This window comes from Neptunomonas sp. (assembly GCF_041601355.1).
GTDB lineage: Bacteria > Pseudomonadota > Gammaproteobacteria > Pseudomonadales > Balneatricaceae > Neptunomonas.
Genome location: NZ_JBFIIH010000004.1, coordinates 33,813 through 59,174, shown reverse-complemented (window position 1 = coordinate 59,174; position 25,362 = coordinate 33,813). Strand labels below are relative to the sequence as shown.

19 protein-coding genes and 1 tRNA gene are annotated in these 25,362 nt (G+C 46.3%); 5 read left to right on the top strand and 15 right to left on the bottom strand.

Features of this window, described 5'->3' with window-relative positions; translation table 11 throughout:
- The first annotated feature begins 50 nt into the window (after nucleotides 1–50).
- The gene (locus ABY436_RS01375; protein ID WP_372737234.1) at nucleotides 51–2,267 is read left to right on the top strand and encodes a heavy metal translocating P-type ATPase; all 2,217 of its coding nucleotides are present in this window, start codon (nucleotides 51–53) and stop codon (nucleotides 2,265–2,267) included.
- A gap of 224 nt (nucleotides 2,268–2,491) precedes the next feature.
- On the opposite strand, the gene ABY436_RS01370 is transcribed toward ABY436_RS01375, so the two are convergent.
- From ABY436_RS01370 to ABY436_RS01350, 5 genes are all read right to left on the bottom strand, one after another.
- Nucleotides 2,492–3,766, bottom strand: coding sequence for an AI-2E family transporter (locus ABY436_RS01370; protein WP_372737233.1), 1,275 nt, complete (start codon nucleotides 3,764–3,766; stop codon nucleotides 2,492–2,494).
- Nucleotides 3,756–4,025: a hypothetical protein gene (locus tag ABY436_RS01365; RefSeq protein WP_372737232.1), complete on the bottom strand. Its 270-nt coding sequence runs from the start codon at nucleotides 4,023–4,025 to the stop codon at nucleotides 3,756–3,758. Before ABY436_RS01365 ends, ABY436_RS01370 begins: the two co-directional genes overlap by 11 nt.
- Nucleotides 4,015–4,437, bottom strand: a complete 423-nt coding sequence (locus ABY436_RS01360) for a hypothetical protein (protein ID WP_372737231.1) — start codon at nucleotides 4,435–4,437, stop codon at nucleotides 4,015–4,017. Before ABY436_RS01360 ends, ABY436_RS01365 begins: the two co-directional genes overlap by 11 nt.
- The gene (locus ABY436_RS01355) at nucleotides 4,434–4,724 is read right to left on the bottom strand and encodes a hypothetical protein (protein WP_372737230.1); all 291 of its coding nucleotides are present in this window, start codon (nucleotides 4,722–4,724) and stop codon (nucleotides 4,434–4,436) included. Before ABY436_RS01355 ends, ABY436_RS01360 begins: the two co-directional genes overlap by 4 nt.
- A gap of 539 nt (nucleotides 4,725–5,263) precedes the next feature.
- Nucleotides 5,264–5,340: transfer RNA gene (locus tag ABY436_RS01350), tRNA-Arg, on the bottom strand.
- Between the two features lie 244 nt (nucleotides 5,341–5,584).
- Here ABY436_RS01350 and folD point away from each other — a divergent pair.
- Complete coding sequence (gene folD / locus ABY436_RS01345) at nucleotides 5,585–6,436, top strand: bifunctional methylenetetrahydrofolate dehydrogenase/methenyltetrahydrofolate cyclohydrolase FolD (RefSeq protein WP_372737229.1); 852 nt, start codon at nucleotides 5,585–5,587, stop codon at nucleotides 6,434–6,436.
- Nucleotides 6,437–6,494: 58 nt separating this feature from the next.
- Here folD and cysS read toward each other — a convergent pair whose 3' ends face one another.
- Nucleotides 6,495–7,904, bottom strand: coding sequence for a cysteine--tRNA ligase (cysS, locus tag ABY436_RS01340; RefSeq protein ID WP_372737228.1), 1,410 nt, complete (start codon nucleotides 7,902–7,904; stop codon nucleotides 6,495–6,497).
- A 133-nt stretch (nucleotides 7,905–8,037) separates the two neighbouring features.
- Entirely contained in the window at nucleotides 8,038–8,964 is a 927-nt protein-coding gene (locus ABY436_RS01335) for a hypothetical protein (RefSeq protein WP_372737227.1), read from the bottom strand.
- A gap of 224 nt (nucleotides 8,965–9,188) precedes the next feature.
- Between ABY436_RS01335 and ABY436_RS01330 the strand changes: the two genes are divergently transcribed.
- Entirely contained in the window at nucleotides 9,189–9,998 is an 810-nt protein-coding gene (locus ABY436_RS01330; protein WP_372737226.1) for a class I SAM-dependent methyltransferase, read from the top strand.
- Between the two features lie 15 nt (nucleotides 9,999–10,013).
- On the opposite strand, the gene ABY436_RS01325 is transcribed toward ABY436_RS01330, so the two are convergent.
- Both ABY436_RS01325 and ABY436_RS01320 read right to left on the bottom strand, forming a co-directional pair.
- A complete protein-coding gene (locus ABY436_RS01325; protein ID WP_372737225.1) occupies nucleotides 10,014–10,409 on the bottom strand; it encodes a hypothetical protein in 396 nt (131 codons plus the stop codon).
- Nucleotides 10,410–10,459: 50 nt separating this feature from the next.
- Nucleotides 10,460–10,903 (bottom strand): hypothetical protein, encoded by a 444-nt coding sequence (locus ABY436_RS01320; protein WP_372737224.1) that lies wholly within the window; start codon nucleotides 10,901–10,903, stop codon nucleotides 10,460–10,462.
- 226 nt (nucleotides 10,904–11,129) lie between these two features.
- On the opposite strand from ABY436_RS01320, the gene ABY436_RS01315 reads away from it, so the two are divergent.
- The gene (locus ABY436_RS01315; RefSeq protein WP_372737223.1) at nucleotides 11,130–12,875 is read left to right on the top strand and encodes a DEAD/DEAH box helicase; all 1,746 of its coding nucleotides are present in this window, start codon (nucleotides 11,130–11,132) and stop codon (nucleotides 12,873–12,875) included.
- Nucleotides 12,876–12,969: 94 nt separating this feature from the next.
- Here ABY436_RS01315 and thrH read toward each other — a convergent pair whose 3' ends face one another.
- The 4 genes from thrH to rluC all read right to left on the bottom strand — a co-directional run bounded on the left by thrH (nucleotide 12,970) and on the right by rluC (nucleotide 16,862).
- Entirely contained in the window at nucleotides 12,970–13,587 is a 618-nt protein-coding gene (gene thrH, locus ABY436_RS01310; RefSeq protein WP_372737222.1) for a bifunctional phosphoserine phosphatase/homoserine phosphotransferase ThrH, read from the bottom strand.
- Nucleotides 13,588–13,703: 116 nt separating this feature from the next.
- A complete protein-coding gene (gene cysB / locus ABY436_RS01305) occupies nucleotides 13,704–14,678 on the bottom strand; it encodes an HTH-type transcriptional regulator CysB (protein WP_372737221.1) in 975 nt (324 codons plus the stop codon).
- A gap of 109 nt (nucleotides 14,679–14,787) precedes the next feature.
- Nucleotides 14,788–15,876, bottom strand: a complete 1,089-nt coding sequence (locus tag ABY436_RS01300) for a DNA-binding protein (RefSeq protein ID WP_372737220.1) — start codon at nucleotides 15,874–15,876, stop codon at nucleotides 14,788–14,790.
- Nucleotides 15,873–16,862, bottom strand: coding sequence for a 23S rRNA pseudouridine(955/2504/2580) synthase RluC (gene rluC / locus ABY436_RS01295; RefSeq protein WP_372737219.1), 990 nt, complete (start codon nucleotides 16,860–16,862; stop codon nucleotides 15,873–15,875). The genes ABY436_RS01300 and rluC overlap by 4 nt, the downstream gene beginning before the upstream one ends.
- A gap of 571 nt (nucleotides 16,863–17,433) precedes the next feature.
- Between rluC and rne the strand changes: the two genes are divergently transcribed.
- Nucleotides 17,434–20,490, top strand: coding sequence for a ribonuclease E (gene rne, locus ABY436_RS01290; protein ID WP_372737218.1), 3,057 nt, complete (start codon nucleotides 17,434–17,436; stop codon nucleotides 20,488–20,490).
- Between the two features lie 234 nt (nucleotides 20,491–20,724).
- Here the strand turns inward: rne and ABY436_RS01285 are convergent, their stop codons facing one another.
- Together ABY436_RS01285 and ABY436_RS01280 are read right to left on the bottom strand one after the other, a co-directional pair.
- Complete coding sequence (locus ABY436_RS01285) at nucleotides 20,725–21,807, bottom strand: efflux RND transporter periplasmic adaptor subunit (RefSeq protein ID WP_372737217.1); 1,083 nt, start codon at nucleotides 21,805–21,807, stop codon at nucleotides 20,725–20,727.
- The gene (locus tag ABY436_RS01280) at nucleotides 21,794–25,228 is read right to left on the bottom strand and encodes an efflux RND transporter permease subunit (RefSeq protein ID WP_372737216.1); all 3,435 of its coding nucleotides are present in this window, start codon (nucleotides 25,226–25,228) and stop codon (nucleotides 21,794–21,796) included. Before ABY436_RS01280 ends, ABY436_RS01285 begins: the two co-directional genes overlap by 14 nt.
- Between the last annotated feature and the right edge of the window lie 134 nt (nucleotides 25,229–25,362).

Genomic DNA, 25,362 nt, shown 5'->3' with positions numbered 1-25,362 from the left:
TTAATCACACGACCAATTAGCGTGCCAGCAACATTAAGAGGCTCTGGTTTATGAACACTATTTTTATTCTTGAAAATGTATCCTGCGCAGGCTGTGTTAAAAAAATAGAAACCTGCATTTCGAACATTCCTGATATAGAACACGCTGAAGTCAACTTTCCTCAGCGAAAACTCTATATTCAAGGCTCAGTCAATAGCGAACTTGTTATTAACGAGCTTAACACTATCGGCTACCGCGCCCGCCTTTCGCAAAACGAAGCAGAAGATCGGATTAAGCAAAAAGCCAGTGATGCCGCACAATATCGCCAACGACTGATTCATTCAGCCGTTGCCCTTAGTCTCGGTATTCCGATGATGCTGGCTGGGTTTTTCATGGATGAGATGAGCGTACAAACGGCCAACGACCAGATTCTATGGGGGATCATTGGAGCTCTGACACTGGCTATCATGTATTTTTCAGGTCGCCATTTCTTTTCAGGGGCCATCACGGCGCTGCGCAACGGCAGTTCAACAATGGATACCTTAATAGCTATTGGAACAGGAAGCGCATGGCTGTTTTCAATGCTTATTGTATTGTTCCCACAACTATTTCCTGAAACAGCGCGTCATATCTACTTCGAGGCCACCGTGATGATTATCGGCCTGGTGAACCTTGGATTGGCAATGGAGCTCAGAGCACGCAGCCGGACATCGGATGCGGTAGAGCGCCTGCTGGACCTGCAACCTAAAACCGCACGCGTGATTCGCAACGGCAAGGAGCAAGACATACCGCTGGAGCTGGTCAATATAGGTGATCAGATCCGAATTCGACCAGGCGAGCAAATCCCTGTTGATGCCCGCGTACTTGAAGGGCAAAGCTATATTGATGAATCGATGCTTACAGGAGAGCCTCTTCCTGTTAATAAAAGCACCGGGGACACTATCTCAGGAGGTACATTAAATAAGTCTGGCAGCTTATTGGTTGTTGCTGAGAGAGTTGGCTCTGAAACAGCGCTGAGCCGTATTATTGAGATGATAAAACAAGCGCAAAACAGTAAACCAGAGATTGCCCGCCTGGCGGATAAAATCTCATCTATTTTTGTACCGGTAGTCATTCTTATCAGTATTGCCACAGCGACCCTTTGGTATTTTTTCGGACCAGAACCTAAAGTCGCCTACATGCTGATAACGGCCACAACCGTACTCATTATCGCCTGCCCTTGCGCGCTCGGTCTGGCGACGCCGATGTCAGTCATGGTTGGCGTAGGTAAAGCAGCAGAACACGGCATACTTATTCGCAACGCCCAGGCCCTGCAGACAGCATCAGCTATCAACACAATCGTTCTTGATAAAACAGGAACGATAACCGAAGGCGCCCCCACACTGACAGGCATTATCTCCCTACATAGCCCTGACGACCTGCTACTGGCACTTGCCGCCTCATTAGAGCAGCTATCAGAACACCCGTTAGGAGAAGCGGTGGTCAAAGCAGCACAAGAAAAACATCTTGAATTACACAACGTTGACCAATTTAACGCGATCACCGGACGCGGCGTGAGCGGCAGGATTTCAACGCAAGACATACTGCTGGGTAACCACGCCCTGATGCGTGAGCAAAACATCAACACCCAGGCCGTTAGCGACGCCGTCACACGCTTAACACAAACCGCTCACACACCCATCTTCATAGCCATAAATGGCCAGCTAGAAGGCGTACTCGCAGTTACCGACCCGATTCGCCACGACTCTGTCAACGCCATAAAGCGTCTGCAAAAAGCCGGCATTAAAGTAATCATGCTTACCGGTGACAACCAACAGACAGCGGCGGCCATCGCAAAACAAGTGGGTGTTGATGAGTTTATTGCAGAAGTCATGCCTGCAGACAAAGCCCGCAAAGTTAAAGAACTACAACAGCAAGGCTCCATTGTTGCAATGGCCGGTGATGGTATTAATGATGCCCCTGCTCTGGCACAAGCCGATGTGGGCTTTGCTATTGGTAATGGCACAGATATCGCTATCGAGAGCGCTGATATGGTACTGATTCGCAACTCTTTACACAGTGTTGCTGATGCTATTGAGTTGTCTAAGGCGGCTTTAAAAAATATCCGCCAGAACCTGTTCGGCGCATTCATCTACAACAGTCTGGGGATACCAATTGCGGCAGGGATACTGTTCCCGTTTACAGGCATTCTGCTAAGCCCGATCATTGCAGGTGGCGCTATGGCATTTTCATCAGCAACCGTGGTCGCCAATGCAAATAGATTAAGATTATTTAAGCCATCAGCCTGATAGAAGAAATAAACGAACAGCCAGATGCATGGGATAGAAAATAAGCACCAGAAAGCAGGAAGAGGAAGTGAAATAACAGCTCAATGACATTCAGGAATGGCGTCGCCAATATGACGACGCCAAGAACAATCGTGTAGTGACGCCTTTATCCTAAACTTGAACTTTTTTGATGCATCTAAAACAGTAGGAGGCTCTCGCTGATAGCCTGAACGGTCAGCTAATGATTAATCCGGCACTTTCTCCGAAGCTGTGAGAAAAGCCTCTGCGTCTGAGGTCGCACTATGAGGCACAGAAGAAGGATCAGCACTGGTTTCAATCAGCTTCACCCAATCGGTCATTATATTCAATTGCGCTGCTGCGAGCTTGAGGCATACCAGTAACGGGACGGCCAGCAGTACACCCGCCGCCCCCCAAAGCCAGCCCCAGATAAATAGCCACACGACTAATATCAATGGATTTAATCGTAAGTGACGCCCCAACACTGTCGGTGTTATAAATTGAGCTTCTAACAGATTAATTCCAAAATAGACGGCGGCCGGCAATAGTGCAATCCATTCCATGCCGTATTGAGTAACGCCCGCAAGACTGAGTACCATTAGAGCGAAAATAGGACCAACATACGGGGCAAAATTGAGTACGCCAACCAGCGCACCCCAGAGCAACGCATCGTCTACATCCATCATCCAAAATACGCCTGCAGTGACTATTCCCAGCCCTGAATTAATGATAGTGACCGTCAGAATGTAGCGTGATAACTCTTTCTGCAGCTTTCCTTTAAGCGTAGCTGGCCGACGATGCTTTTGCTCTGAGAGGAAGATCTCCAGGTAGCTGTCATATAATCGCGGACCAAAGACCAACAGAAACAGCACCAGAATAACGAAGGCGACAAACTGAGCAATGACTACGGGTGTTGCGCCCAATATAGAGATGATTTTTTCTATCCCACCACGCATAACGTGCTCAGAAAGCTCGCTATTCACATGGACGCCTCCCTCCTTCCCATCGCTGACTATTACTTCTGGCGCGTCATCTTTACCGAATAAACCAAATAATTTGAAGCTTTTGTCCTTAGGTGGCGATGCTTGTGTATCGACCTTAGGCGCAGACTCAGGACTTATAGCCAGGCTAATATCATCTAGCTCTTTGGTCAGCTTAGTCGACAACTGAGGCAGCTGCGCCAACCATTTTTGTGCAGGTTCTGTTAGTTCAATAGCCAACATCGTCACAGGCCCGCCAATCATGGCTAGCAGTAAAATTGCCGACAGTGTTCGCGGTATGTAAAAGCGCTTAAAGAGTGTCACCAACGGGCTGAGTAGCAACGAAAACAACAGCGCAACGAGTATAGGCATTAATAATGATTTAGCGAAGTACAACGTATATAAAAGCGCCAGGGCCAGCAGGACGTAGATGGCCATAACATAGCCTGAGCGCTTAGGCCCAACGCCCGCGGTTACTGGCTTATTTGTAGCGGCTGGCTCACTTTCGTTATTAATCATCATGCATACTCATTAAGCGACGCGCGCAACCAGTCAGAAAGGGAGAAAAGCTATAACCAGCTTTCGCCACTGTAAAAACTTTACGCCAGCCAATAACACCCGCCATTAATCCGGCACACAGGCCACCGCCTACTATCAGATAAGGATTGATCTTTTTCAGGGCGGCTTTTGATTGCTCGTTAGTCAGCTGAAATTGCGCCTGACGTAGATTCAGGCGCTGGTGTACGGATTGAATATCGCGACATAAGGATTTACGCGTCACTGTTCCTATCTCCAACCAGCCGACTTATATGCTGCCGGGTTAATGGCAGGGTCAGGCTTTTCTTATAATGCTTCCAGCCTATAGAAATACCCACCAAGCCTAAGAACTGGATGATAAAAAAAGTGAGCAAGCCCTGTGTTACTGACGCATTTAACAGGTAAATCAGCCATGCGAGCAACGCACTAAAACTAATCCATGTTAACATCAGAACCGGGATAAACAGCAGCGCCAATACCAGTAAGCGCGGGCTATCGGAAAGAGCGAGTCGCAACTCAAGCTGTAATAGTTTAAAAATATCGGAACCGCTAGCAGACGCCTGCTCCAGCCAACGCGCCCATAACTGCAACTCATCTAACTGCCTGGCTTTGTCAGCATTGTCTTGCGGGCTTGCCGTATCAGACTGCTCAATCATTTACGCGTAAATAATTGAGAAATGACAAAGCCGGTAATAAAGGCAATACCTAACGTAGCGAGTGGCTTTTCGCGGATAAAGCCAGATGCTTGCTCACCTAGCGCTTCGGTTTTGTCGCGGCCTTTAAGCAATTGCTCGGTTGCTTCATCCTTTATGTCGACGCCAGCGGCTTCTGCGGCCAACTTAAAATGCTCTTTCGCCTCTAATAATTTATCGAAAGCGCTCAACATGGCATCTTTACTGGCGGCCAGTTCATCTGCTTTGGTTTTATTCGTAGTTGTTGGCATTTTTATTCTCCTTGAACCTTGCTGCATTTTGTCACGGATATCATCAGGCTACTACAGTCCGCTCTTTAGTGTCACGCCTCTATACCCAGCGCGATCAGTTAAAAACCACTTACCTGAAAAGCATATATCTTCAAACCAGGTTATATAGCGACGCATAGTGCTGATTTCGTGCTGAACTTAATCGAATATTTCCTTAGAGGGCAATATACAATCAATAGAAATATAATTGGAATATATTATTTTTTGTCTTTCTCGCACTGTTAATCATTTCAGTTAATGATGGGTATTCTGCATGGCAGGCCGTTTATCATTTAATAGCGCACTATTTAAACAATTTAATTTGCCAGGTCGGCGTCATGAACACAGGTATTACTGATGAGAAATGGAAATAAATAAACATGCCGGAAACAACAACGTTACACAGGGAGAGAGCAATATTTAGCGTGCAGGGGTGAGTCTTAAGTGGAACCGGGAGGCTTTGAGCCTTTCGCGCCCAAATTTACCAGTATTATTACTACTATTCGTATCTACGCCTGAAATGGTGCGCCCAGTAGGATTCGAACCTACAACCTACGCCTTAGAAGGGCGTTGCTCTATCCGGTTGAGCTATGGGCGCGTAGAAATCTAAGCGAACTAGATCCTTTATGTGGCCTTGCTGCTGAACCGAGATTCAAAGGCCCCATAAAGGAGGGCGTATCCTAAAGGAGCACTGGTATGCCGTCAATATCTTTTTAAGCAGCATAGCATTTATTCATCCTTCTTAGGCCTAATCACCCAGCGACTACTTGGCCGCAGCGCCTTAACATGAGAAAATCTGCGCTATTTTGATATATTGCCAGCATCGGGAATCGCCAAATACAATGAGCGCACAGATTATTGACGGAAAACAGATTGCTGCCGACGTTCGTCGACAGGTAGCACAACGCATACAAAATCGATTAAACGAAAATAAACGCGCTCCCTGCCTGGCCGTTGTTATTGTCGGCAACGACCCCGCTTCCCATGTTTATGTTCGCAATAAAAAGAATGCCTGTATTGAGGTGGGAATCGAATCAATTTCATACGACCTGCCATTTGAGACAACACAAGAACACTTACTTTCTCTGGTAGATGAACTCAACAGCAACGCTGATGTTGATGGCATTCTGGTCCAGCTGCCACTGCCCGCACACCTGAATAGCAATGAGATTCTGGAGCGTATTCAACCCGCCAAAGATGTCGATGGATTTCATCCATTCAATCTTGGCCGATTAGCACAACGACTACCCGCCTTACGCCCTTGCACCCCCAAAGGGGTTATGAAATTGCTTGAATCTACCGGCATCGACCTACACGGACAGGAAGCCGTGGTGGTTGGGGCTTCAAATATCGTCGGCCGCCCTATGTCGCTTGAGCTACTCCTGGCTGGCTGTACAGTCACAACAACGCACCGCTTCACGCGCGACCTGGCCTTTCATGTAAAACGTGCCGATATTGTCGTCGTGGGTGTAGGCAAGCCGGGTTTGGTAAAAGGTGAATGGATTAAACAAGGCGCTATTGTTATTGACGTAGGCATAAACCGTTTGAGCGATGGCCGTTTAGTCGGTGATGTAGACTATGAAATAGCTGCTAAAAAAGCCGGCTGGATTACCCCAGTACCTGGCGGCGTAGGCCCAATGACAGTTGCCTGTCTGATGGAAAACACGCTGGAAGCAGCATCAAAAGAAGATTAACGCTTTGCAGACAATAAAAAAGCGAGCAACATGCTCGCTTTTTTACATTCAAACCTAACTAGCTTTCACGAAACCAACTGGTCCCTTCACGACTATCCTTTAAAATCACACCCTGCTCAGCCAAAGCATCACGAATTTTGTCCGATTGCGCATAATCCTTATTCGCTTTTGCGGCATTACGCTGCTCAATCAACTGCTCAATGGCAGCGGCATTGATCTCACCTTCTTTATCCGCACCTTTCAAAAAAGCATCCGGATCCTGCTGTAACAAGCCGAGAATTCCCGCCAACTCTAGCACCTTTGAGGCAAGAGCAACTGCCGCCGATTCAGAGGTTTTCTTTAATTTGTTCAGCTCATTGACCATTTCAAAAAGCACCGAGATTGCTTTAGGTGTATTGAAATCATCATCCATTGCCTCATAAAAACGTAATTCAAACGCTTTAGCACCCTCATCGACACAAGCCGATTCATCAGCACTTTTTGATAGGCTAACGCCATTCAAAGCCTGATAAAAACGCTCTAACATGACGCGCGCTTCCTTCAAACTGTCTTCGCTGTAATCGATATAGCTTCGATAATGTACGCGCGCGAGGAAAAAACGTACCACTTCAGGATCATACTTCGCCAACACATCCCTGATCGTGAAAAAGTTGCCTAATGATTTAGACATTTTTTCACTGTTCACCCTTACCGGCCCTGCATGCATCCAATGATTAGCATAGGTACAGCCATTTGCCGCTTCGGACTGCGCTATTTCGTTTTCATGATGAGGAAAAGGCAGATCTGGGCCGCCTCCATGGATATCAAATGTATCACCCAAACAACATTTAGACATGGCGGAACACTCAATGTGCCACCCGGGCCGGCCCGCCCCCCAAGGAGACTCCCAGCTCACTTCACCAGGCTTGACGGCTTTCCATAACACAAAATCAAGCGGACTCTCTTTAGCCTCATCAACCTCAACACGAGACCCGGAGCGCAACTCATCGATATTCTGGTTCGTTAACTTGCCGTATTCTGCAAATTTTTCAACACGATAATAAACATCACCGTTTGACGCTGGATAGGCATAACCTTTTTCAATCAGCGTACTAATAAGCGCAATAATCTCATCAATGTGCGCTGTTGCCTTAGGCTCCTGATCCGGGCGAAGCACACCTAACGCATCTTCATCCTCGTGCATTGCTGCAATCATTCGCTCCGTCAATTGCTCAACAGTTTCACCATTCTCATTGGCGCGCTTAATAATTTTATCGTCAACATCAGTGATATTACGTACATAATTGACACGCCAGTTGCGCGCACGCAGGTATCGCGTAATGACATCAAAACACACCATCACTCTTGCATGCCCGATATGACAATAGTCATACACTGTAATACCGCAGACATACATATTAATCTGGCCTTCTACTAACGGCTTAAAAGGGGCTTTTTGTTTGGTGAGTGTGTTATAAATCTGAAGCATGATCTACTGATGTATTCCTGAGTAATATAAAAAACAAAACTGCTCAATATGACCAGATAAACGACGATTATAATAGAAATCCGTGGCTAATGTGGTAATTGCAGCGCTCTTTTGGGCTGCATCCAAACACAATTTAATCAGATAGCCTTAAACGACCCACCTGCTGCGTTCCCAAAGGACTCTTTTCAGACGTCAGCAACAAGGTTTTATCATCCTGCCAGATCACCGCTTCCCACTGCCCATAAGGTAAAATCGTGTGATATCTTGCACTCTCCCATACCGGCAGATCAGATTTAACATCAATAATCCAAATAAACGACTGACCAAATACACTGGCTTTCTGGTAGCCAAGCAAGACCAGCTTGCCGGTCTTCTGATTATAATCTGCCGCAGTAATAAGTCCTGAGACAGGTAAGGTGACGCTAGAACGAACGGCTTGTTGAGATTTTTTGGCATTTAAAATATACAAGCGAGACTGTAAATCTCCTCGATTTTTAGTAAACAACCATAGCTTTTCACCGACAACAGTTAATGCTTCACAATCATAATTATGCTCCTTACCAGGATCATCTTCACCCCGGTCGGTGTATTGAAAACTGATTTTTTTAGCCGTTACTTTCTCTTTATCTTTTGCCTTAATAAGTTTTTCCCAGCTCACCTTATAAATATCAAGAGTCTTGCGCTTTCCCTTGTTGTTACCACAATCAGCTATAAATAAGTGTTTATCCGTTTGCGCTAATGACTCCCAATCAATATTTTTGGAACCACCAATCTTTATTCTCTTTTCAAATTCATAATCCTGAGCCCCAAAGGCATAGACTGCATCCTTACCGCCACTGTCATTAATCGTCCACAAATAACCACCGAACAGAGCAAGCCCGGATGTTTCGGATACCTCCTCTGGCAAATACTTTAGACTTTCATTCGACAAAGTCTGCCCTAACTGATCTCTGGATACCGCTAACGCAGAGCATCCCACTAACAGCCCAGATATAATCAACAGCAAAAAAAATCTTCTGTATATCATTGAAATACCGCACATTTTATTAAATTTTAACATAAACAAACCAAGCTAAAAAAACCGTAACACCGGGTGATGTAATGACGCATTTTTTTATTGCTGAATATCAGCCTTCAGTATATTGAGCAAACAATGCTTTAACACTCTGTTACGTCAGAGTCATTACATTTTTTATACTGTCTTTAACACTTTTTCTAATCTGGTTGTAATAGACTTATTACGCTACCATGAAACATACATAGATTCCCTTACGGACATCAATTATGCCCAGCGTTGATAAACATTACAGCCAAAGCTTACAACCGGATGAAATTTTAAAACGGCTTAACGAAGCGTATCCCGACGGCCCCAACGTCTATCAGCTTGCACCTATTGATCAGTTACATATAGGCGGCATAAAAGCCTCAGAAAAACTGGCTCAACGCCTAAGTGAGTTCAAAGCCAGCAAAGTACTGGATATTGGCAGCGGTGTGGGCGGATTATTGCGCGTGTGCAGCCAACAGCATGAGGCTATTTATGTAAGCCTGGATATTACCCATGAGCTTAGCTGCATTAACCAACACCTCAATAAACTAAGCAAAACGAACTGCCCCAGCATGGTTGTCACCGGCAATGGCCAACAACTTCCTTTTCCCAATCAATCATTTGATCTGATTATAATGCAGCACAGCCTGCTGAATATGCCTGATAAGCGCGCTGTACTCAATGAATGTAAACGCATTCTGAGCCCTGACGGACATCTCATTCTTCATGAAGTATTAACAGGAAAAAATTCAGATAAAATGTTATTCCCCGTGCCTTGGGCAAGCACATCTGACCTATCTCACCTTATATCCTCAGCAGAGATCAGCGCACTAATAAGCTCCGTCTCGATGAAAGTTGAATCCATGCAAGACTGGTCAGCCGAAGCCTTATCCTGGCGGTCGCGTCAAACCAGCAAGCAGCAAACGCTGCATGCTCCGGTAGTGACTCCCGGCATGATCCTAGGCTCTGATTTTGCTTTAATGGGAAAAAATGTACAGCGCAATCTGGAAAAAAGCGCAATAGAGATTGTAGAAATTGTGATTAGCTGATGAAAAACATATCAATTATTTGTTTTTCATATACTCAGTAGTATCAAAATAGATGGTTTGCTGGCCCTGCTTCACCTGGCCACTTAAATCCACCAGACGAATTCCTAGCAACACCGATTCGTAAAATCGACCGCCGATCTCATCTACAGAGCCCCCAAGAATATCCCAGCTTAATTGCTTGTTACGACCCAAAGCCCAAAGTATAGCTTTCTGAACGGTTCGTTTATCATGAATGCCATCCTGGTGAATAATGATAGCCGTCTCTATGGTCCGGCCATTCCCACCGGAAATCGACGCATTAAACCCAGAGTGTTCTAACACTAATGCTTTCAGCTCAACTGACATTACATCCCCAACTAACATCCATATCAACTGAGCATAGCCATAGTTTACAAAATAGCTATTATGCAAAACTAAACACCTGTCCGGGCTTAACGCCCGGACAGGGGAAATGCGATTATTTAGCCTTCAGCCTTCAGTTCCGCTTCAGCCTCTTCCATTGCAGATTTGGCTTCTTCAGCGGTATCTTCAACATCATCTGCAGAATCACCCACGACGTCTGATACAGCACTCTTTGTTGAATCTACAGCACTGCTTGCAGCACTTTTAACGGCATCTACAGTGTTAGCAGTCGCTTCTTTTACAGCATCAACAGCCTCTGCTGAAGCTTCTTTAGCGTCCTCTACTGCTTCAGCAGTGACTTCTTTAGCACTATCAACAGCTTCAGCTGCGTTCTCTTTAACAGCGTCCATTGCAGATTTAGTGGCGTCAGACGCATCTTCTACTGCTTCAGTTGCTGTCACTTTAGTTTCTTCAGCTACTTTTTTAGCTTCATCACTATCGCAACCGGTTAAAATAACAGCGGAGGCCAATACAGTAGCCATCAATACGTTATTAATTTTCATCTTCAACTCCTTGGTTTTCAAAAAAAGTATGAGTATTCCATCAATAATGGCTAATACCTTAAGCCAATAAACCTTAACAATTACTCCATTATGCCGCATTGCACAAATATAATCGATTTATCAAAAGCTCATAATGTCTCAAAATCAGATATAAACATAATAAACAATAACAAGGCGCCACGTATTGAATCTTTTACTCGCCCTTCATTAGTCGTATGCTTTACGCATGGAACCTTACACGCTCAGAGCATACCAACAAGACGCTGTCGATCTTACCATCCGGCACTTTCGACACAGCAACGATTCAGCGGTCATTGTTCTCCCTACCGGGGCAGGCAAAAGCCTGGTCATTGCTGCACTCGCTAAATACGCACGTGGCAAAGTATTGATACTGGCTCATGTAAAAGAACTGGTGGAGCAAAACCACCAAAAATTTATCGCTTCGGGCATCTCCGCAGGTGTTTACTCTGCTGGCCTTAACCAGAAAGAAACACACCACAGCGTAACCTTTGCCAGTATTCAATCAATTTCACGCAATCTACAAGCACTCGATTCTCCCTATACACTATTGGTCATAGATGAGTGTCATCGCTTAAGTGATGATGAGGATAGCCAGTATCTAAAAACTATCGAGCATCTGAAAAAACTCAACCCGAACCTGAAAGTGCTGGGGCTGACAGCCACTCCCTACCGTATGGGGCTTGGCTGGATTTACCAATATCACTATCGCGGCTATGTTCGCAGCGATACACCCAGGCCATTTATACGCTGCATTTATGAACTACCCCTACGATACATGATCAGCCACAATTATCTTACACCACCGCACATAATTGACGCGGCTGTCAGCCAATATGACTTTTCAGCGATTACTCCTGACGCCTTCGGCCGCCTACCGGAAAAACCTGTTAACGAGCTGCTTACCCGTTGCAAACGGGTAACCCAAGCCATTGTCCAGCAAGTTGAGAAGCTAGCCACCGACCGCCAAGGCGTAATGATTTTCGCTGCTACGGTTCTGCATGCGCATGAGATTGCCGGTTATCTGCCTGCAGGAGAAACGGCACTGATCACCGGCGAGACCTCTCAACTGACACGTGACCAAACTATTCATGCCTTCAAACAGAAGCAACTCAAATACTTAGTCAATGTTTCTGTTTTGACGACGGGCTTTGACGCTCCCCATGTTGACTTTATTGCGCTACTGCGTCCAACCCAGTCTGTCAGCCTGTATCAACAGATTATTGGTCGCGGCTTGCGCCTCAGCCCAGGGAAAACTGATTGCCTGATTATTGATTATGCAGGCAATAACTTTAACCTACATCACCCCGAAATTGGTGAAGCAAAACCTGATGCTGAATCAGAACCGGTACAGGTGTTCTGCCCTTTATGTAATTTCGCCAACATTTTTTGGGGAAAAACAGATAACGATGGCCAGGTAATTGAGCATTTTGGGCGTCGCTGCCAGCAGGCAGAAAAAGCAGCCAATGGGAAAATTGTACGTTGCGACTATCGTTTTCGTTTTAAAAGTTGCTCTTTTTGCGGTGCTGAAAATGATATTGCGGCAAGACAATGCCATCAATGCAAAGAAGCACTAACCGACCCTGATGATCAGTTAAAAAAAGCGCTTCAACTCAATGATGCGTTTATTTTACGTTGCACAGGCATAAGCCTTGAATCTAGCGGCAGCAAAATAACGGTGATATATCATGATGAGCAAGGCGAAACGCTCAAAGAAAGTTTCAACTTTAACAGCGCCGCACAAAAATATATTTTTAACCAGGTCTTTGGCCGGCGCTTTCTCAACAGCTCTCGCCCGGTAACTTTTGACAGCACCGATGAGGTGCTGCAGGCAGAGAACAAATTAACACCACCTGACTTCGTCATCGCCCGCAAAAAAGGTAAGTTTTGGCGAATACAAACAAGAATATTTGATTATGACGGAAATTACAGAAAGGCTCATCAGTTAAGATAAGTAAACGGATGACTTTCAGACCACCACCTTATTAAAGAGCCCAGACAAGCATTGAGGTTTCAGTTCAACGAAACCTCAATGATAACGCCAGGCGTTACAGTGACAAGTTACGCTGACTGGCTTTTAAAAACTCTTTTTTCAGCTCAGTAAAGGTGTGAACGGCAGGAAATTGCGGAAATTCATCAATCACATTCTGAGGCGCATGGAACAAAATGCCCGACTCCGCCTGTGTTAGCATCGTGGTATCATTATAGGAATCTCCCGCTGCAATCACGCGGTAATTCAGCAATTGAAACGCCCTTACCGACTGACGCTTAGGATCTTTCTGGCGCAAAGTATAATCAGTAATACGACCACTCTCGTCAACTTCAAGTTTGTGGCATAAGAGTGCAGGATAACCTAGCTGTTTCATCAGCGGCGCAGCGAAATCGTAGAAGGTATCTGAAAGAATCACTACCTGAAAACGCTCGCGTAGCCAGTCGATGAACTCACGCGCACCCTCAAGAGGGGCCAAGCCGCTGATTGTGTTCTGAATCTGGGGTAATGTCAGACCATGCTCATCAAGTATGCGTAAGCGCTGCTTCATCAATACATCATAATCCGGAATATCACGAGTTGTTGCCTTTAACTCTTCTATGCCGGTTTCTTCAGCAAATGCAATCCAGATTTCTGGGATTAAAACACCTTCCAAGTCAAGACAAGCCAGTTCCACAAGCAACTCCTCCAAAGTAAATTCAATTAAAAAGCGGCGGCAATGAAACCTCTGCCAGTCCTGCTTAGCAGACAGCTTCTGGTCGACATAACAGAGACGCCTATTTAAGGATCAGGTTAAAGATCAGGTAATACCTGATGAGCAAATATTTCATCAATTTCTGCACGGCTAGCGCACTCAAGCACCTGCTTAATAACATCTTTCGTCAGATGCGGTGCAAAAAGATTTATAAAATCATACATATAGCCACGTAAAAAGGTTCCTTTCCGGAATCCGATTTTGGTTGTACTGGGCTCAAATAGATGACTGGCATCCAACACCACCAGATCTTTATCAACCTCAGGTTCATACGCCATGGTCGCGACAATACCAACCCCCAGATTGAGACGTACATATGCCTTGATAACGTCCGAGTCTACGGCGGTAAAAACCACTTTAGGCTCTAACCCTTCTTTCGCAAAGGCATCATCAAGTTTTGATCGTCCGGTAAAGCCAAATACATAGGTGACAATCGGATAATCCGCAATATCCTTCAGCGTAAGCTTAGATACTTGTGTCAGCGGATGATCCTTGGGAACAATAACAGAACGGTTCCAGCGATAACAAGGCATCATAATCAGATCAGAAAAATGCGTCATAGCTTCGGTTGCGATAGCAAAATCGACCGTACCATCGGCCGCCATTTCAGAAATCTGCATCGGGGTGCCCTGATGCATATGCAAAGAAACATCCGGATAAGATTTTATAAACTCGGTAATCGTTTTCGGAAGTGCGTAACGCGCCTGAGTATGTGTTGTTGCTACCGCCAGGCTGCCTTTCTTTTCATCGCTGAATTCCTGAGCAACCTGTTTAATGCTTTCTACTTTTTGCAGGATCTGACCCGCGACTTCAAGAATGGCTTCACCCGCAGGGGTTACTCGCGTTAAGTGCTTACCACTTCGCGCGAAGACCTCGACACCTAATTCATCTTCCAGCAAACGAATTTGCTTACTAATGCCTGGCTGAGATGTATACAGACTCTGAGCAGTCGCCGATACATTTAAATCGTGACGTGAGACCTCCCAAATATAACGCAATTGTTGCAGTTTCATGTCAGCCTTCCGCCCAGATTAATCTTATCCATTCAATCCATACTATTATTACAACTTTGCATTATAACTGTAAAGAATAACAAAACAGCAAACTGCTCTATCAGAGACATTACAGGCGTGAATTCAACCTGCGAAGCTCCTCATCCTGAGTGATAATACGCTTTTCAAGGCTGGTCAAACGGGCAAGCGTTCTAACTAACTCGTCTTCCTTGTCTTTTAATACTTTGCGTAAACTGTTTTCACGACGACTCCAGTCGACCGTGGAGTTATGCTGCTTTTGATTCAGACGCCGTATCTCACCATCCAAATCACGCGCCTTATCTTCAAGACGCTTAGTTTTATTGGTTTCAGCTAAAAGCGACGAGGTATAACGAGATAACTCCCGACTCTGCAAGGCGCTGTCCTGCTTAAGCAGCTTCAACTCCGCATCCTGGCTACGCAACTGTGTTCGCTGCGTTTCAATCTTGACATCTTTTTTGGCTAACTCAGCTTTCATGTCATGAATCGACTTGGTGAGTGCAGATTCTTTTTTGCCCACTTCGTCACGTAATTTTTCCAACGCATTTTTATAGTAGCGAGCATCAACATCCGCTTTGCTGACGGCCTCAAGCATATGTCGCTGTTCATCTTTTATACGCTGATCAAAAGTACGTTTTGAGTCTTCATAGGTTTTACGTAAGTGTGCTAACTCATGTTCAACATTAGAACGTATTTGCTCTTCTTGCTTACGTTGGGTTGTTTCTGACGCGAAGCCGCTCTTTAATACTGACAACTCAGCTTCAAGCGCTTTATTCTGCCCCCCCAGCTCACCTACTTTCTGGTTTTGCTCACGCAAACGATTTTCAAGATCCTGCTGACGATATTGCATCTCTTTAATCGTATCGTCAGTAACACGCCCGGCTTCCTCGACATTAGTACCCAGATGCCTTTGATCACTAACCAAACGTGAACTGGCCTCCTCAACAGCCTGCTGCCAGATCCGACCAAACACTATACTCAATGAATCAGGTGCATCAGGCACATAGACGTCCTTTTGACCAAAACTGATACGCGCAGACAAATCACGCTTCCAGCTTTGCCAGTGAGGCAGCACCTCTTCAATACTCATCTGACAATCGATGCTAATATCTTCTGGAGTTGGCTGAACTCCGGTTGTCAAAATACGATCTGCACAACGATAAATTTGCTCTTTTATCATTCAGACTCTTCCTGATATGCTTTATTCTGTTGTTCTGTCAACCGTTCCAGTGCACTGCTTAACGCTTGCTCCAGCGGCGCACTGACCCGTAAAACTTCGTTTTCCAGCAGAGTTACTTCTAACATTGCCGAGTGTAAAAACAAACGTTTAATTCCTTGTTTTTTCATGTCTCGGTTAATCGATTCCACGCCATATTTGTCATCGCCAATAATCGGGTGTCCGGCGAACTGAGTATGGACACGAATCTGGTGCGTTCGTCCGGTAACAGGCTTAGCCTCAACCAATGTCGCCTGTGTGCCGAAGCGCCTGAGTACTTTAAACCGGGTTAGCGAGGCCTTTCCATCCGGCTGAACCCTGACAATCCGTTCACCTGATTGAAGTTCGTTCTTGCGCAGCGGCGCATCGACAGAGCTATCTTTAGATTCCCAGCGCCCGACTACCAAGGCGTGATAAACTTTATTAACCCGGCTTTGACGCAGCGCTTCGTGCAGATGACGTAACATGCTGCGTTTTTTGGCAATCATGATACAACCGGAGGTATCACGATCAAGACGGTGAACTAACTCAAGAAAACGTTCATCCGGTCTTAATTGACGCATCGCTTCTATCAAGCCAAGATTGATCCCACTTCCACCATGCACCGCCAGTCCGGAGGGTTTATTAATAACGATCAATGCTTTTGATTCATAAAGGATAGATTGCTCAAGCAATTCAAGCAGCGCTTTACCCACCATAGGTACATCGGTTGGCTCTGGCACGCGAATAGGCGGAATACGCACAACATCTCCGCCTTGAATCCGACCATCAGGCTTTATACGCTTCTTATTAACTCTCACTTCGCCTTTTCTGATAATGCGATAGATCATGCTTTTAGGGACGCCTTTCAAAGCAGTGCGTAAGAAATTATCAATACGCTGCCCCGACTGATCTTCTTCTATTTCGATATAACGAACGCTATTGATGGCCGACGGCTTATTATCTGACATTGAGGGAATTGTGTTCTCGATTGATGCTGTATGGGTTAGCTGCTATATTGTAGCGTCGCCGAACGCTGTTGGCTTTAGCTATTGTTAAAAAAATAGATAATGGGCTACTGTGAAGATATTTTTTCACTCGTGTCAACTCTAGTATCACTATTCGATTGAGTACTTCGTTTTAGTACTTACAGTTTAGTTAGTATCAGTAAGATCTAAGCCTAGAGCAGCTAAATCTAGCTAGTATCTTCCACTGGTCACCTGACAGCGCGGCAGTATGTGTATTTAATAAAGTTTTTAAGAGAGTGCATTCCCCCCCTGAATATCCCCTGTTGGATTTGATTGGAGGTGGAGAAGCATTAACAGCCTGGAACCTGCGACTTTATTGCGCAGACACAAACACTTAGAAGAAAAACATTGGCTGTTTTTTCCTCCACCGCAGATGCATTTGCGCAGTACTATCATCTATAGATACTGGCATCCTCAATACTGGACGGCATCGAATGATTGAATCGTGTAACGTTTTCACCAGACGGATCGAACAGGTTGGAGCGCACTCTCTGTAATAGAGAATTAATCTAAAATGAAAAGAATGTTGATCAACGCAACTCAACCTGAAGAGCTGCGTGTCGCACTCGTGGATGGCCAACGCCTTTACGACCTCGATATAGAATCAGAAAGCAGAGAGCAGAAAAAAGCTAATATTTACAAAGGTAAAATAACCCGCGTAGAACCAAGCCTTGAAGCTGCTTTTGTTGATTATGGCTCAGACAGACATGGCTTTCTGCCATTAAAAGAGATCTCCCGCGAGTATTTCTCCAAACAACCGCAACGAGGAAGCCGTCCGAGCATTCGGGATGTCCTGAAAGAAGGCACCGAAGTCATCGTACAGGTTGATAAAGAAGAGCGTGGTAATAAAGGCGCCGCACTCACTACTTTCATCAGCCTGGCTGGCCGTTATCTGGTATTAATGCCGAACAACCCTCGTGCGGGCGGTATTTCACGTCGTATTGAAGGTGAAGAGCGCACCCAACTAAAAGCGGCTCTGGATGGCGTCAACATTCCAGACAAGATGGGCATTATCGTAAGAACAGCAGGTGTAGGCCGTTCGTCACAAGAGCTACAGTGGGATCTTGATTACCTCAAGACCCTATGGGATGCGATAAAAGAATCCAGTGACAAACCCTCCCCTTTCCTTATATATCAGGAAAGCAACGTTGTTATTCGTGCTATTCGTGATTACCTGCGTGCTGATATTGGCGAAGTCCTGATCGACGACGACGAGGTTTACCAGAATGCGCTTGTGTTCGTTCGACAGGTTATGCCTTCTTACGAAGCAAAACTGAAACTATATAAAGAACAGACGCCTCTGTTTAACCGGTTCCAGATTGAAAGCCAGATTGAAACAGCATTCGAACGCGAAGTTCAACTGCCATCAGGTGGTTCGATTGTTATTGATCCGACCGAAGCACTGGTATCAATTGATGTAAACTCGGCTCGCGCAACACGTGGCGGAGACATTGAAGAAACCGCATTACAAACCAACCTGGAAGCAGCAGAAGAAGTATCCCGACAATTACGTTTGCGTGATATTGGCGGCCTTGTCGTTATCGATTTCATCGATATGACGCCGATCAAAAACCAGCGGGCGGTTGAGGATAAGCTCCTGAATGCCTTGAAACTGGATCGCGCTCGCGTTCAGATGGGCCGCATTTCCCGCTTTGGTTTGTTAGAAATGTCTCGCCAGCGTTTACGCCCTTCACTTACGGAAAGCCGTGGTGTTGTTTGCCCTCGCTGTAACGGACAAGGCTCTATACGAGATACTGAATCACTCGCACTCTCCATTATGCGTCTGATCGAAGAAGAGTCCTCTAAAGATCGCACAGCACAAATCCGGGCTATATTGCCGGTAACGGTAGCGACCTATCTGCTCAACGAAAAACGCCGTATCGTCCACGACATTGAGCTACGTCACGATGTTCGTATCGTTATTGTTCCTAACCCAAACATGGAAACCCCTCACTATGAGGTGGTACGCCTGCGTGATGACCACACCATCACAACGATTAACGATGCCAGCTATACGCTTCAACCGGAACCAGAAACAGAAGCTGAAGATATTGCACGCACCCCGCCAGTGAAGCGCGAAACCGCTGCTGTTCGTAGCGTCACACCGCCATCACAGGGACCCGCAACCACAACAAGCGCACCCGATACGGCTACAGAAGCAGCAACGCCCCGCAGCCCAGCAGCCACTAAACCGGCAGCACAACAAGCCGCAAGTCAGCCGGAAAGCTTCGTAACTCGCATCATTGCTGCGCTTAAGTCATTGTTTGCACCTGAAGTAGAGAAAAAAGAAAAACCTGTAGTACAACAACCAGCTGCAAAGGAAAGCTTCAGCAAGAAGAGCAACAGCAGAGACAGAGATAGCAACCAACGCAACCGTAAACCACGCAGAAACGGGCGAGATTCATCAGACCGCCAACGCTCTTCAAAGCAGCAAGATGAAATTATTACGGTGACTGCGGAGCAAGCTCCTCAAGCCGTGGGCGCTGTTGGTGCTGGTTCAACTACAAACTCAGCTTCTGCCCAGTCATCAGACGATGATAAGAACGGTAAGCCGCGTCGCCGTCGCCGCACACGCAAAAACAATGACAAAGTCGAAAAAACGGATGCAAGCAAAACGACCAAGGAAGCAGATAACGCCAGCGAACCGGCCAGCGAACCACGCAGCCGTAATCGTGGACGCCGTCGCAGAAACAGCGAACGCTCTGCAGAACGAACCTTAGTTGCTGACTCGGAAGCTTTACAGCCTGACGAGGCAGTTGCACCCATCGCTGCAGCCGCAGCAGCCATTGCTGCTGACGCATCAGAAAGCACCAAAGCAGTCACTACTGAACCTAAAGCTGAACCTAAAGCTGAAGGTAAAGCCGAAGTAACGGGCGCAGCTAAACCTGCCAGCGAAACGACAGGGACTGAAGTAACTGAAACAGCAGCTGAAGCGACAGATGCCGTAGCGGATACAGCAGCTGAAGCAACAGATGCCGTAGCGGAAGCAACAGCTGAAACAACAGATGCCGTAGCGGAAGCCGCAGCTGAAACAACAGATGCCGTAGCGGAAGCCGCAGCTGAAACAACAGATGCCGTAGCGGAAGCCGCAGCTGAAACAACAGATGCCGTAGCAGAAGCCGCAGCTGAAACAACAGATGCAGTAGCAGATACAGCAGCTGAAGCGACTGATGCTGTAGCGGAAGCAGCAGCTGAAACAACAGATGCCGTAGCGGAAGCAGCAGCTGAAACAACAGATGCCATAGCGGAAGCCGCAGCTGAAGCGACTGATGCCGTAGCGGAAGCCGCAGCTGAAACAACTGATGCCGTAGCGGAAGCAGCAGCTGAAGCGACAAATGTTGAAGTCGCCCCAGAAGAAGCAGCCACTGCCAAGGAAGCACCGACAGCAGTAGTCGCAACTGAAGCAACTGAAGCAACTGAAGCAAAAACCTCGTCAGCACAAACACCTGCTGAACAGCCTGCTCCACGTCGCCGGGCCCGTCGCACCAGCAGAGCGCCTAATGATCCGCGTGAAATACGCCGTCGTCAGGAAGAGTCTGCTAAGGGCAACAACGCTGATTCAAGCAATTAAGTAAAAAGCAAAAACAAAAAAACCGCGACAATTGTTCGCGGTTTTTTTATGAACTAAAAATACCAGAAAATCCGGAATGTGTTTAGACAGCCATAGACACTAACGTAGCGATACAAAGCTGCTTTCGGTGTTTTTCACCCCCCCCCCCCTCAAGTGGTTAATGCCTCTTGCCTCGTTTAAACGGCAAACCTGTACTCAATGCTTGCTGTTCGGTTCAACTAACTCATCCATCACTCAGCGCTTTTGAAGCAAGGTCTCGCCTCCCTTAAGGCCTGATACAATCTCAACCATACCTTGCTGATAACCCAAGCCCGTTTTCACAAAACGCTTTTCAATGCGCGCGCCTTCGGGTAAGGCATTTACTACCCAGACAATATCTAACTGGCCGACTTCCGCCACAAACTCTTTCGGCACTAAAATTTGTTGTGCAGTTCCGGCTGGAACCAATAAACGTGCGTACAATCCGGGCAATAAGCCATCAATATCACTGATCTGGCTTTTTACTAAAAAAGTCCGCGAAGCAACATTGCCGGCTGGCACTAATTCTTCAACTACGGCCGTCAGGGATAGCCCTTTAGATGGAATCTCCATTTTTAAGGTTTGCCCCAGTTGCAGCTGAATGGCTCGCCCCTCTCTGACATTCGCCTCAACTCTTACCGAAGCAGGGTTGTACAAAGATAATAGTGGCAAACCAGGCTGTGCCGTACTGCCGGGGTCGGCCAACCTATCGACAATCAAACCATCAAAAGGTGCCAATACCGTGGCATACCCTAAAGCCGTTTCAGCCTCAACTAAGTTTTGTTGTGCGCTTTTCATTTGGGCTTGTAAACTGGCGTAGTTTGCCTGATTAGCCTCCAGAGGCGCCAAGGCAAGTAAGCCACGCTTATTTAATTCCTGTGAACGGCCCAGTACTTGTTTTGCCTCTTTTAAACGCGCTTCAATCGAGCTAATTTGTGCTTGCGCTTGTGACACTCGTGACTGCAGATCCGCTCTTTCCATGAGCACTAATTCTTGGCCCTTTTTCACATAATCACCAGCACTTACTTTTATATCTTCGATACGCGCCAGAATACGTGCTGAAATGAGCGCTGTTTGTTTGGCAGCAATCGTCGCTGGTACAGGCTCTAAGACTTCAACTGTCGTAGTTTTCACCTCAAATAAACGATCAAGATCCAGCGGGGCCAGACTTTTCTCCCTTAAACCCAGGGCCTCTTTTTTATCAAAACTACCTGCCAGCCATGCGACCACCAGTCCCAAAATAAGCACCGTGAATAAAGGCACAAAGTATTTCGTTAGTAACAACTTAGCGTGTTGCATGTTGATCTTCCCTCTCGATAAGCTCACTTTGGGGCGAATCAAATACTAAAAAATAAACAATGGGCACCAGCACCAAAGTAAATAAGGTTGAAGCGATAATGCCAAAAATAATGGCCAAGGCTAAACCACTAAAGACCGGGTCCAGAATAATAACCAAATTACCTAATATCGTGGTGCCTGCCGTTAACAGTACCGGCCTCATTCTTACGGCTCCTGCCATTACTAAGGCATCTTTTATTGGCGCGCCCTGCTTTCTTGCCTGAGTAATAAATTCAACCAGAATAAGCGAATTTCTGACAACAATACCGGCTAAAGCGATCATCCCTATCATGGCGGTAGCTGTAAACAGTACAGGATCGGGCGACCCAGCCACCATGCGCTCACCAAAAAGATTCAAAATCGCAAAACCCGGCATTATACCAATCACCGTTAACGGAATGGCTGAGATGATAATTAAAGCTAAACGAGTCGAATCTGTTTGAAGCTTGAGCACCAAAAAGATACCCACCAAGGCAAACAAAAAGGCCAACCCCATATCTCTGAATACATCAATCGTGATTAACCATTCACCCTCGCCTCCCCAATTCAACTGCGCATCTTCCGGTAAATGCCAGCTATCTCCTGGTGCGTTGCCAAGAAATACTTCAATAAAGTTTCGCTCTTGCCATGCTGTAACTTCATTGGCATTACTTGTTATTGACGCAGTATTCAGATCGGCACTTACATCCGCAATAACTTCAGCGGGGGTGCGGCCGGATAACTCAGCCATGACATAAACCACTCGTTGTAAGTTCTTATGCTGAATAGATGTATCTTCCTGCAACGTAATAAATTCACCCAACTCCCCTAAAGAAACTAAGGGTTGCGGCACGCTATCCAAACCGTTCTGACTACTGGCTTTGACCACGCCGGCACGCCCTTTTACCTGTAAACGCTCAATATCTTGCAGCGCACTTCTTTCAGCTAACGGGAGTTGCAAAATAATGGGCAAGGACTCGGTCTCTCGATCTGTCTGAAAATACCCTGCTTCAATACCCCTGGTTACCAACATCAAGGTTTGGTTAACATCCTGGGTAGAAATACCTGAAAGCGCTGCCAGCGTTTTATCAGTTTCAAAGCGTAAACGTGTCTGCGCATCTTCAATACTGGTATCGACCTCAACGACAAAAGGCTCTCGCTGCAAACGGGCCTCTACTAATTTGGCGGCGGCCTGAAGGTCTTCATAAGAGGTCAATGCAGAGCCGGTAATTTCAGCCACCAGGGTGCTCAACACCGGTGGACCCGGAGGCACTTCAACCACTGTCAAACGCAAGCCCGGTTGCTTTAATTGCTGCGCGGAAAACACCGCTAAATGCTCACGCATCCGTAAAACCACGGCATGCGACTGGTGCTCCCGGAGTGTTCTGTCTAATAAGGTCAGCCTGAGATCCGCTTGATAAGGTGCCTGGCGCTGGTAGTAATGACGAACCATACCGTTGAAATCAATAGGAGAAGGCACGCCCACAAAACTCGCGACGGCCTCAACTTCATTAAATCTTAGTAATTTCTGGGATATTCGTTTGGCGATAGTAGCCGTCTGCTCAAGCGTCGAAGATTCTGGCATATCAATGATCACCTGCACTTCATTCTTATTATCAAAAGGGAGCAGCTTCAACGGAACCCAGCGCATCATTGGCAACATAGCTGCGGCGATAAAAAGCAGCAGTACCGTCCAAAGAAATATTTTAGATTTCCGACGGCTGGTAAAAAACGGCATCAACAGCTTGTGGTAAAAACGGTACAAGCCAGTTGCCGTCTCAGGGTCAAGCCCATTAGCGGATGAACCATCTTCTGATGAAGAATGTACCCGCAAAATTTTCCTAGCGAGCCACGGCGTTACCAAAAAGGCCACCAAAGTACTAACGATAACGCTAACAGGTACATTAAAAGCCATTGGTGCCATATAAGGCCCCATCATGCCGGTAATAAAAGCCAAAGGAATAAATGCAAGAATAATGGTAATGGTCGACATAATCAGCGGTATTTTAATCTCGGCAATGGCCTCCTGAATTCTGGCTAGCTTATCCTGAGCAGGATCAGTAGCGTGCTTTTTTAAAAAGCGCTGAATATTATCGACACCCGTAATGGGATCATCAACCAATAATCCAAGGGATAAAATCATTGCAAACAGGGTGACGCGATTAATGGTATAGCCAAATGCCATATCCAGGGCCAGAGTTACGCCATAACTTATGGGCACTGCAATACCGACTACCACCGCAGGTCGCCACCCCAAGAAAATGGCAATAAAAACCACGACAGTAAAAACCGCAAATAACAAACTATTGGTTAAGTTGGTCACTTTTTCATTGGCGGTTTGACCATAATCCCGCAAGGTTTCAATGTAAACATTGCCGGGTAACAGCTGAACTTTCAGATCATCAATTAAAGCATGCACTTCTTGCGCAACGGTCACCGCATTGCTCCCCGGTTTTTTAGCAATACTCAGGGCGACCATGGGGTAGCTTCCGCCAGCCGACTGCGGCTCACCCTGCTTAGTAGCGGCAAAATCAATCCAGGTATAACTATTGGCTTCTTCCGGGCCATCCTCAATACTGGCGACATCTTGCAAGAATACCGGCACACCATCGACAACATTAACAACCAGTTGTTGTAAACTCTTTAAATCACGCAGCACATCACCAGACTCTAATTGCACCGAGGATTGCGCCAAGGTCCAATAACCCGCTCGCTTCAGGACATTGGAAAGCTGCAAGGCCTGCAATACATCCATTGCCGTACTTTGGCGGGCAGCCAGGCTTTCCGGTTGCAGCAAGATGCGAATATTGCGGGCTCTACCTCCCACCACTTTCACTTCGCTTGTATTGGTGATGGCTTGCAGGTAATTGGCAAACTCGTCGGCGACCCGCTTTAATTGATAATCGCTGACCAAAGGCTCGCTTAAATCCGTCCACAAACCGAGCATTAAAATAGGAACGTCATCGACCTCAATGGGGTTCACTTGCCAGGTGCTGACGCCCGCCGGAATATTGTCTTGATTGGAATAAAGTTTGTTATAGGTATTGAAAATGGCGTCTTCTCGATCTTCCCCCACATAAAAGCGCAGGGTTACCAGCGCCTGGCCACTCATTGAGCGTGAATAAACATGCTCAACGCCGGGTATTTGAGCGAGTAATTTTTCGAGTGGAAAAGTGACCTGACGCTCTACCTGCTGAGCGGACATTGCCGGCGCTTGTACGCTAATATCGACCATCGGCACTACAATCTGAGGCTCTTCTTCGCGGGCGGTGAAATTTAATGCCAAGCCCCCCATGAATAAGGACAACACAATAATCAGTACCGGCAAACTTCCCGACAAACTATAGGCTACCGCTCTATCAATGAAGGATCGCGATGCTCGCCTGGATGCATTCTTTTGCATTTAAATATTCACTTTAGCTGTATTAGATCAAACTAAACCTGACTAACAGAAAAAACACAACACCTGTCCCATGAGGACGAGAGAATAAACGCCGAATGAACCCGTTTAAGAAGTCATTAGCTGATCTGAATCAC

What these genes read in the sequence shown, in the direction of transcription:
- rluC (WP_372737219.1), bottom strand. Translation starts at nt 16,862, where the DNA reads ATGTCAGATAATAAGCCGTCGGCCATCAATAGCGTTCGTTATATCGAA.
- ABY436_RS01360 (WP_372737231.1), bottom strand. Translation starts at nt 4,437, where the DNA reads ATGATTGAGCAGTCTGATACGGCAAGCCCGCAAGACAATGCTGACAAA.
- cysB (WP_372737221.1), bottom strand. Translation starts at nt 14,678, where the DNA reads ATGAAACTGCAACAATTGCGTTATATTTGGGAGGTCTCACGTCACGAT.
- cysS (WP_372737228.1), bottom strand. Translation starts at nt 7,904, where the DNA reads ATGCTTCAGATTTATAACACACTCACCAAACAAAAAGCCCCTTTTAAG.
- ABY436_RS01280 (WP_372737216.1), bottom strand. Translation starts at nt 25,228, where the DNA reads ATGCAAAAGAATGCATCCAGGCGAGCATCGCGATCCTTCATTGATAGA.
- ABY436_RS01315 (WP_372737223.1), top strand. Translation starts at nt 11,130, where the DNA reads ATGGAACCTTACACGCTCAGAGCATACCAACAAGACGCTGTCGATCTT.
- folD (WP_372737229.1), top strand. Translation starts at nt 5,585, where the DNA reads ATGAGCGCACAGATTATTGACGGAAAACAGATTGCTGCCGACGTTCGT.
- ABY436_RS01370 (WP_372737233.1), bottom strand. Translation starts at nt 3,766, where the DNA reads ATGATGATTAATAACGAAAGTGAGCCAGCCGCTACAAATAAGCCAGTA.
- ABY436_RS01375 (WP_372737234.1), top strand. Translation starts at nt 51, where the DNA reads ATGAACACTATTTTTATTCTTGAAAATGTATCCTGCGCAGGCTGTGTT.
- rne (WP_372737218.1), top strand. Translation starts at nt 17,434, where the DNA reads ATGAAAAGAATGTTGATCAACGCAACTCAACCTGAAGAGCTGCGTGTC.
- ABY436_RS01320 (WP_372737224.1), bottom strand. Translation starts at nt 10,903, where the DNA reads ATGAAAATTAATAACGTATTGATGGCTACTGTATTGGCCTCCGCTGTT.
- ABY436_RS01285 (WP_372737217.1), bottom strand. Translation starts at nt 21,807, where the DNA reads ATGCAACACGCTAAGTTGTTACTAACGAAATACTTTGTGCCTTTATTC.
- ABY436_RS01300 (WP_372737220.1), bottom strand. Translation starts at nt 15,876, where the DNA reads ATGATAAAAGAGCAAATTTATCGTTGTGCAGATCGTATTTTGACAACC.
- ABY436_RS01335 (WP_372737227.1), bottom strand. Translation starts at nt 8,964, where the DNA reads ATGTTAAAATTTAATAAAATGTGCGGTATTTCAATGATATACAGAAGA.
- ABY436_RS01330 (WP_372737226.1), top strand. Translation starts at nt 9,189, where the DNA reads ATGCCCAGCGTTGATAAACATTACAGCCAAAGCTTACAACCGGATGAA.
- ABY436_RS01355 (WP_372737230.1), bottom strand. Translation starts at nt 4,724, where the DNA reads ATGCCAACAACTACGAATAAAACCAAAGCAGATGAACTGGCCGCCAGT.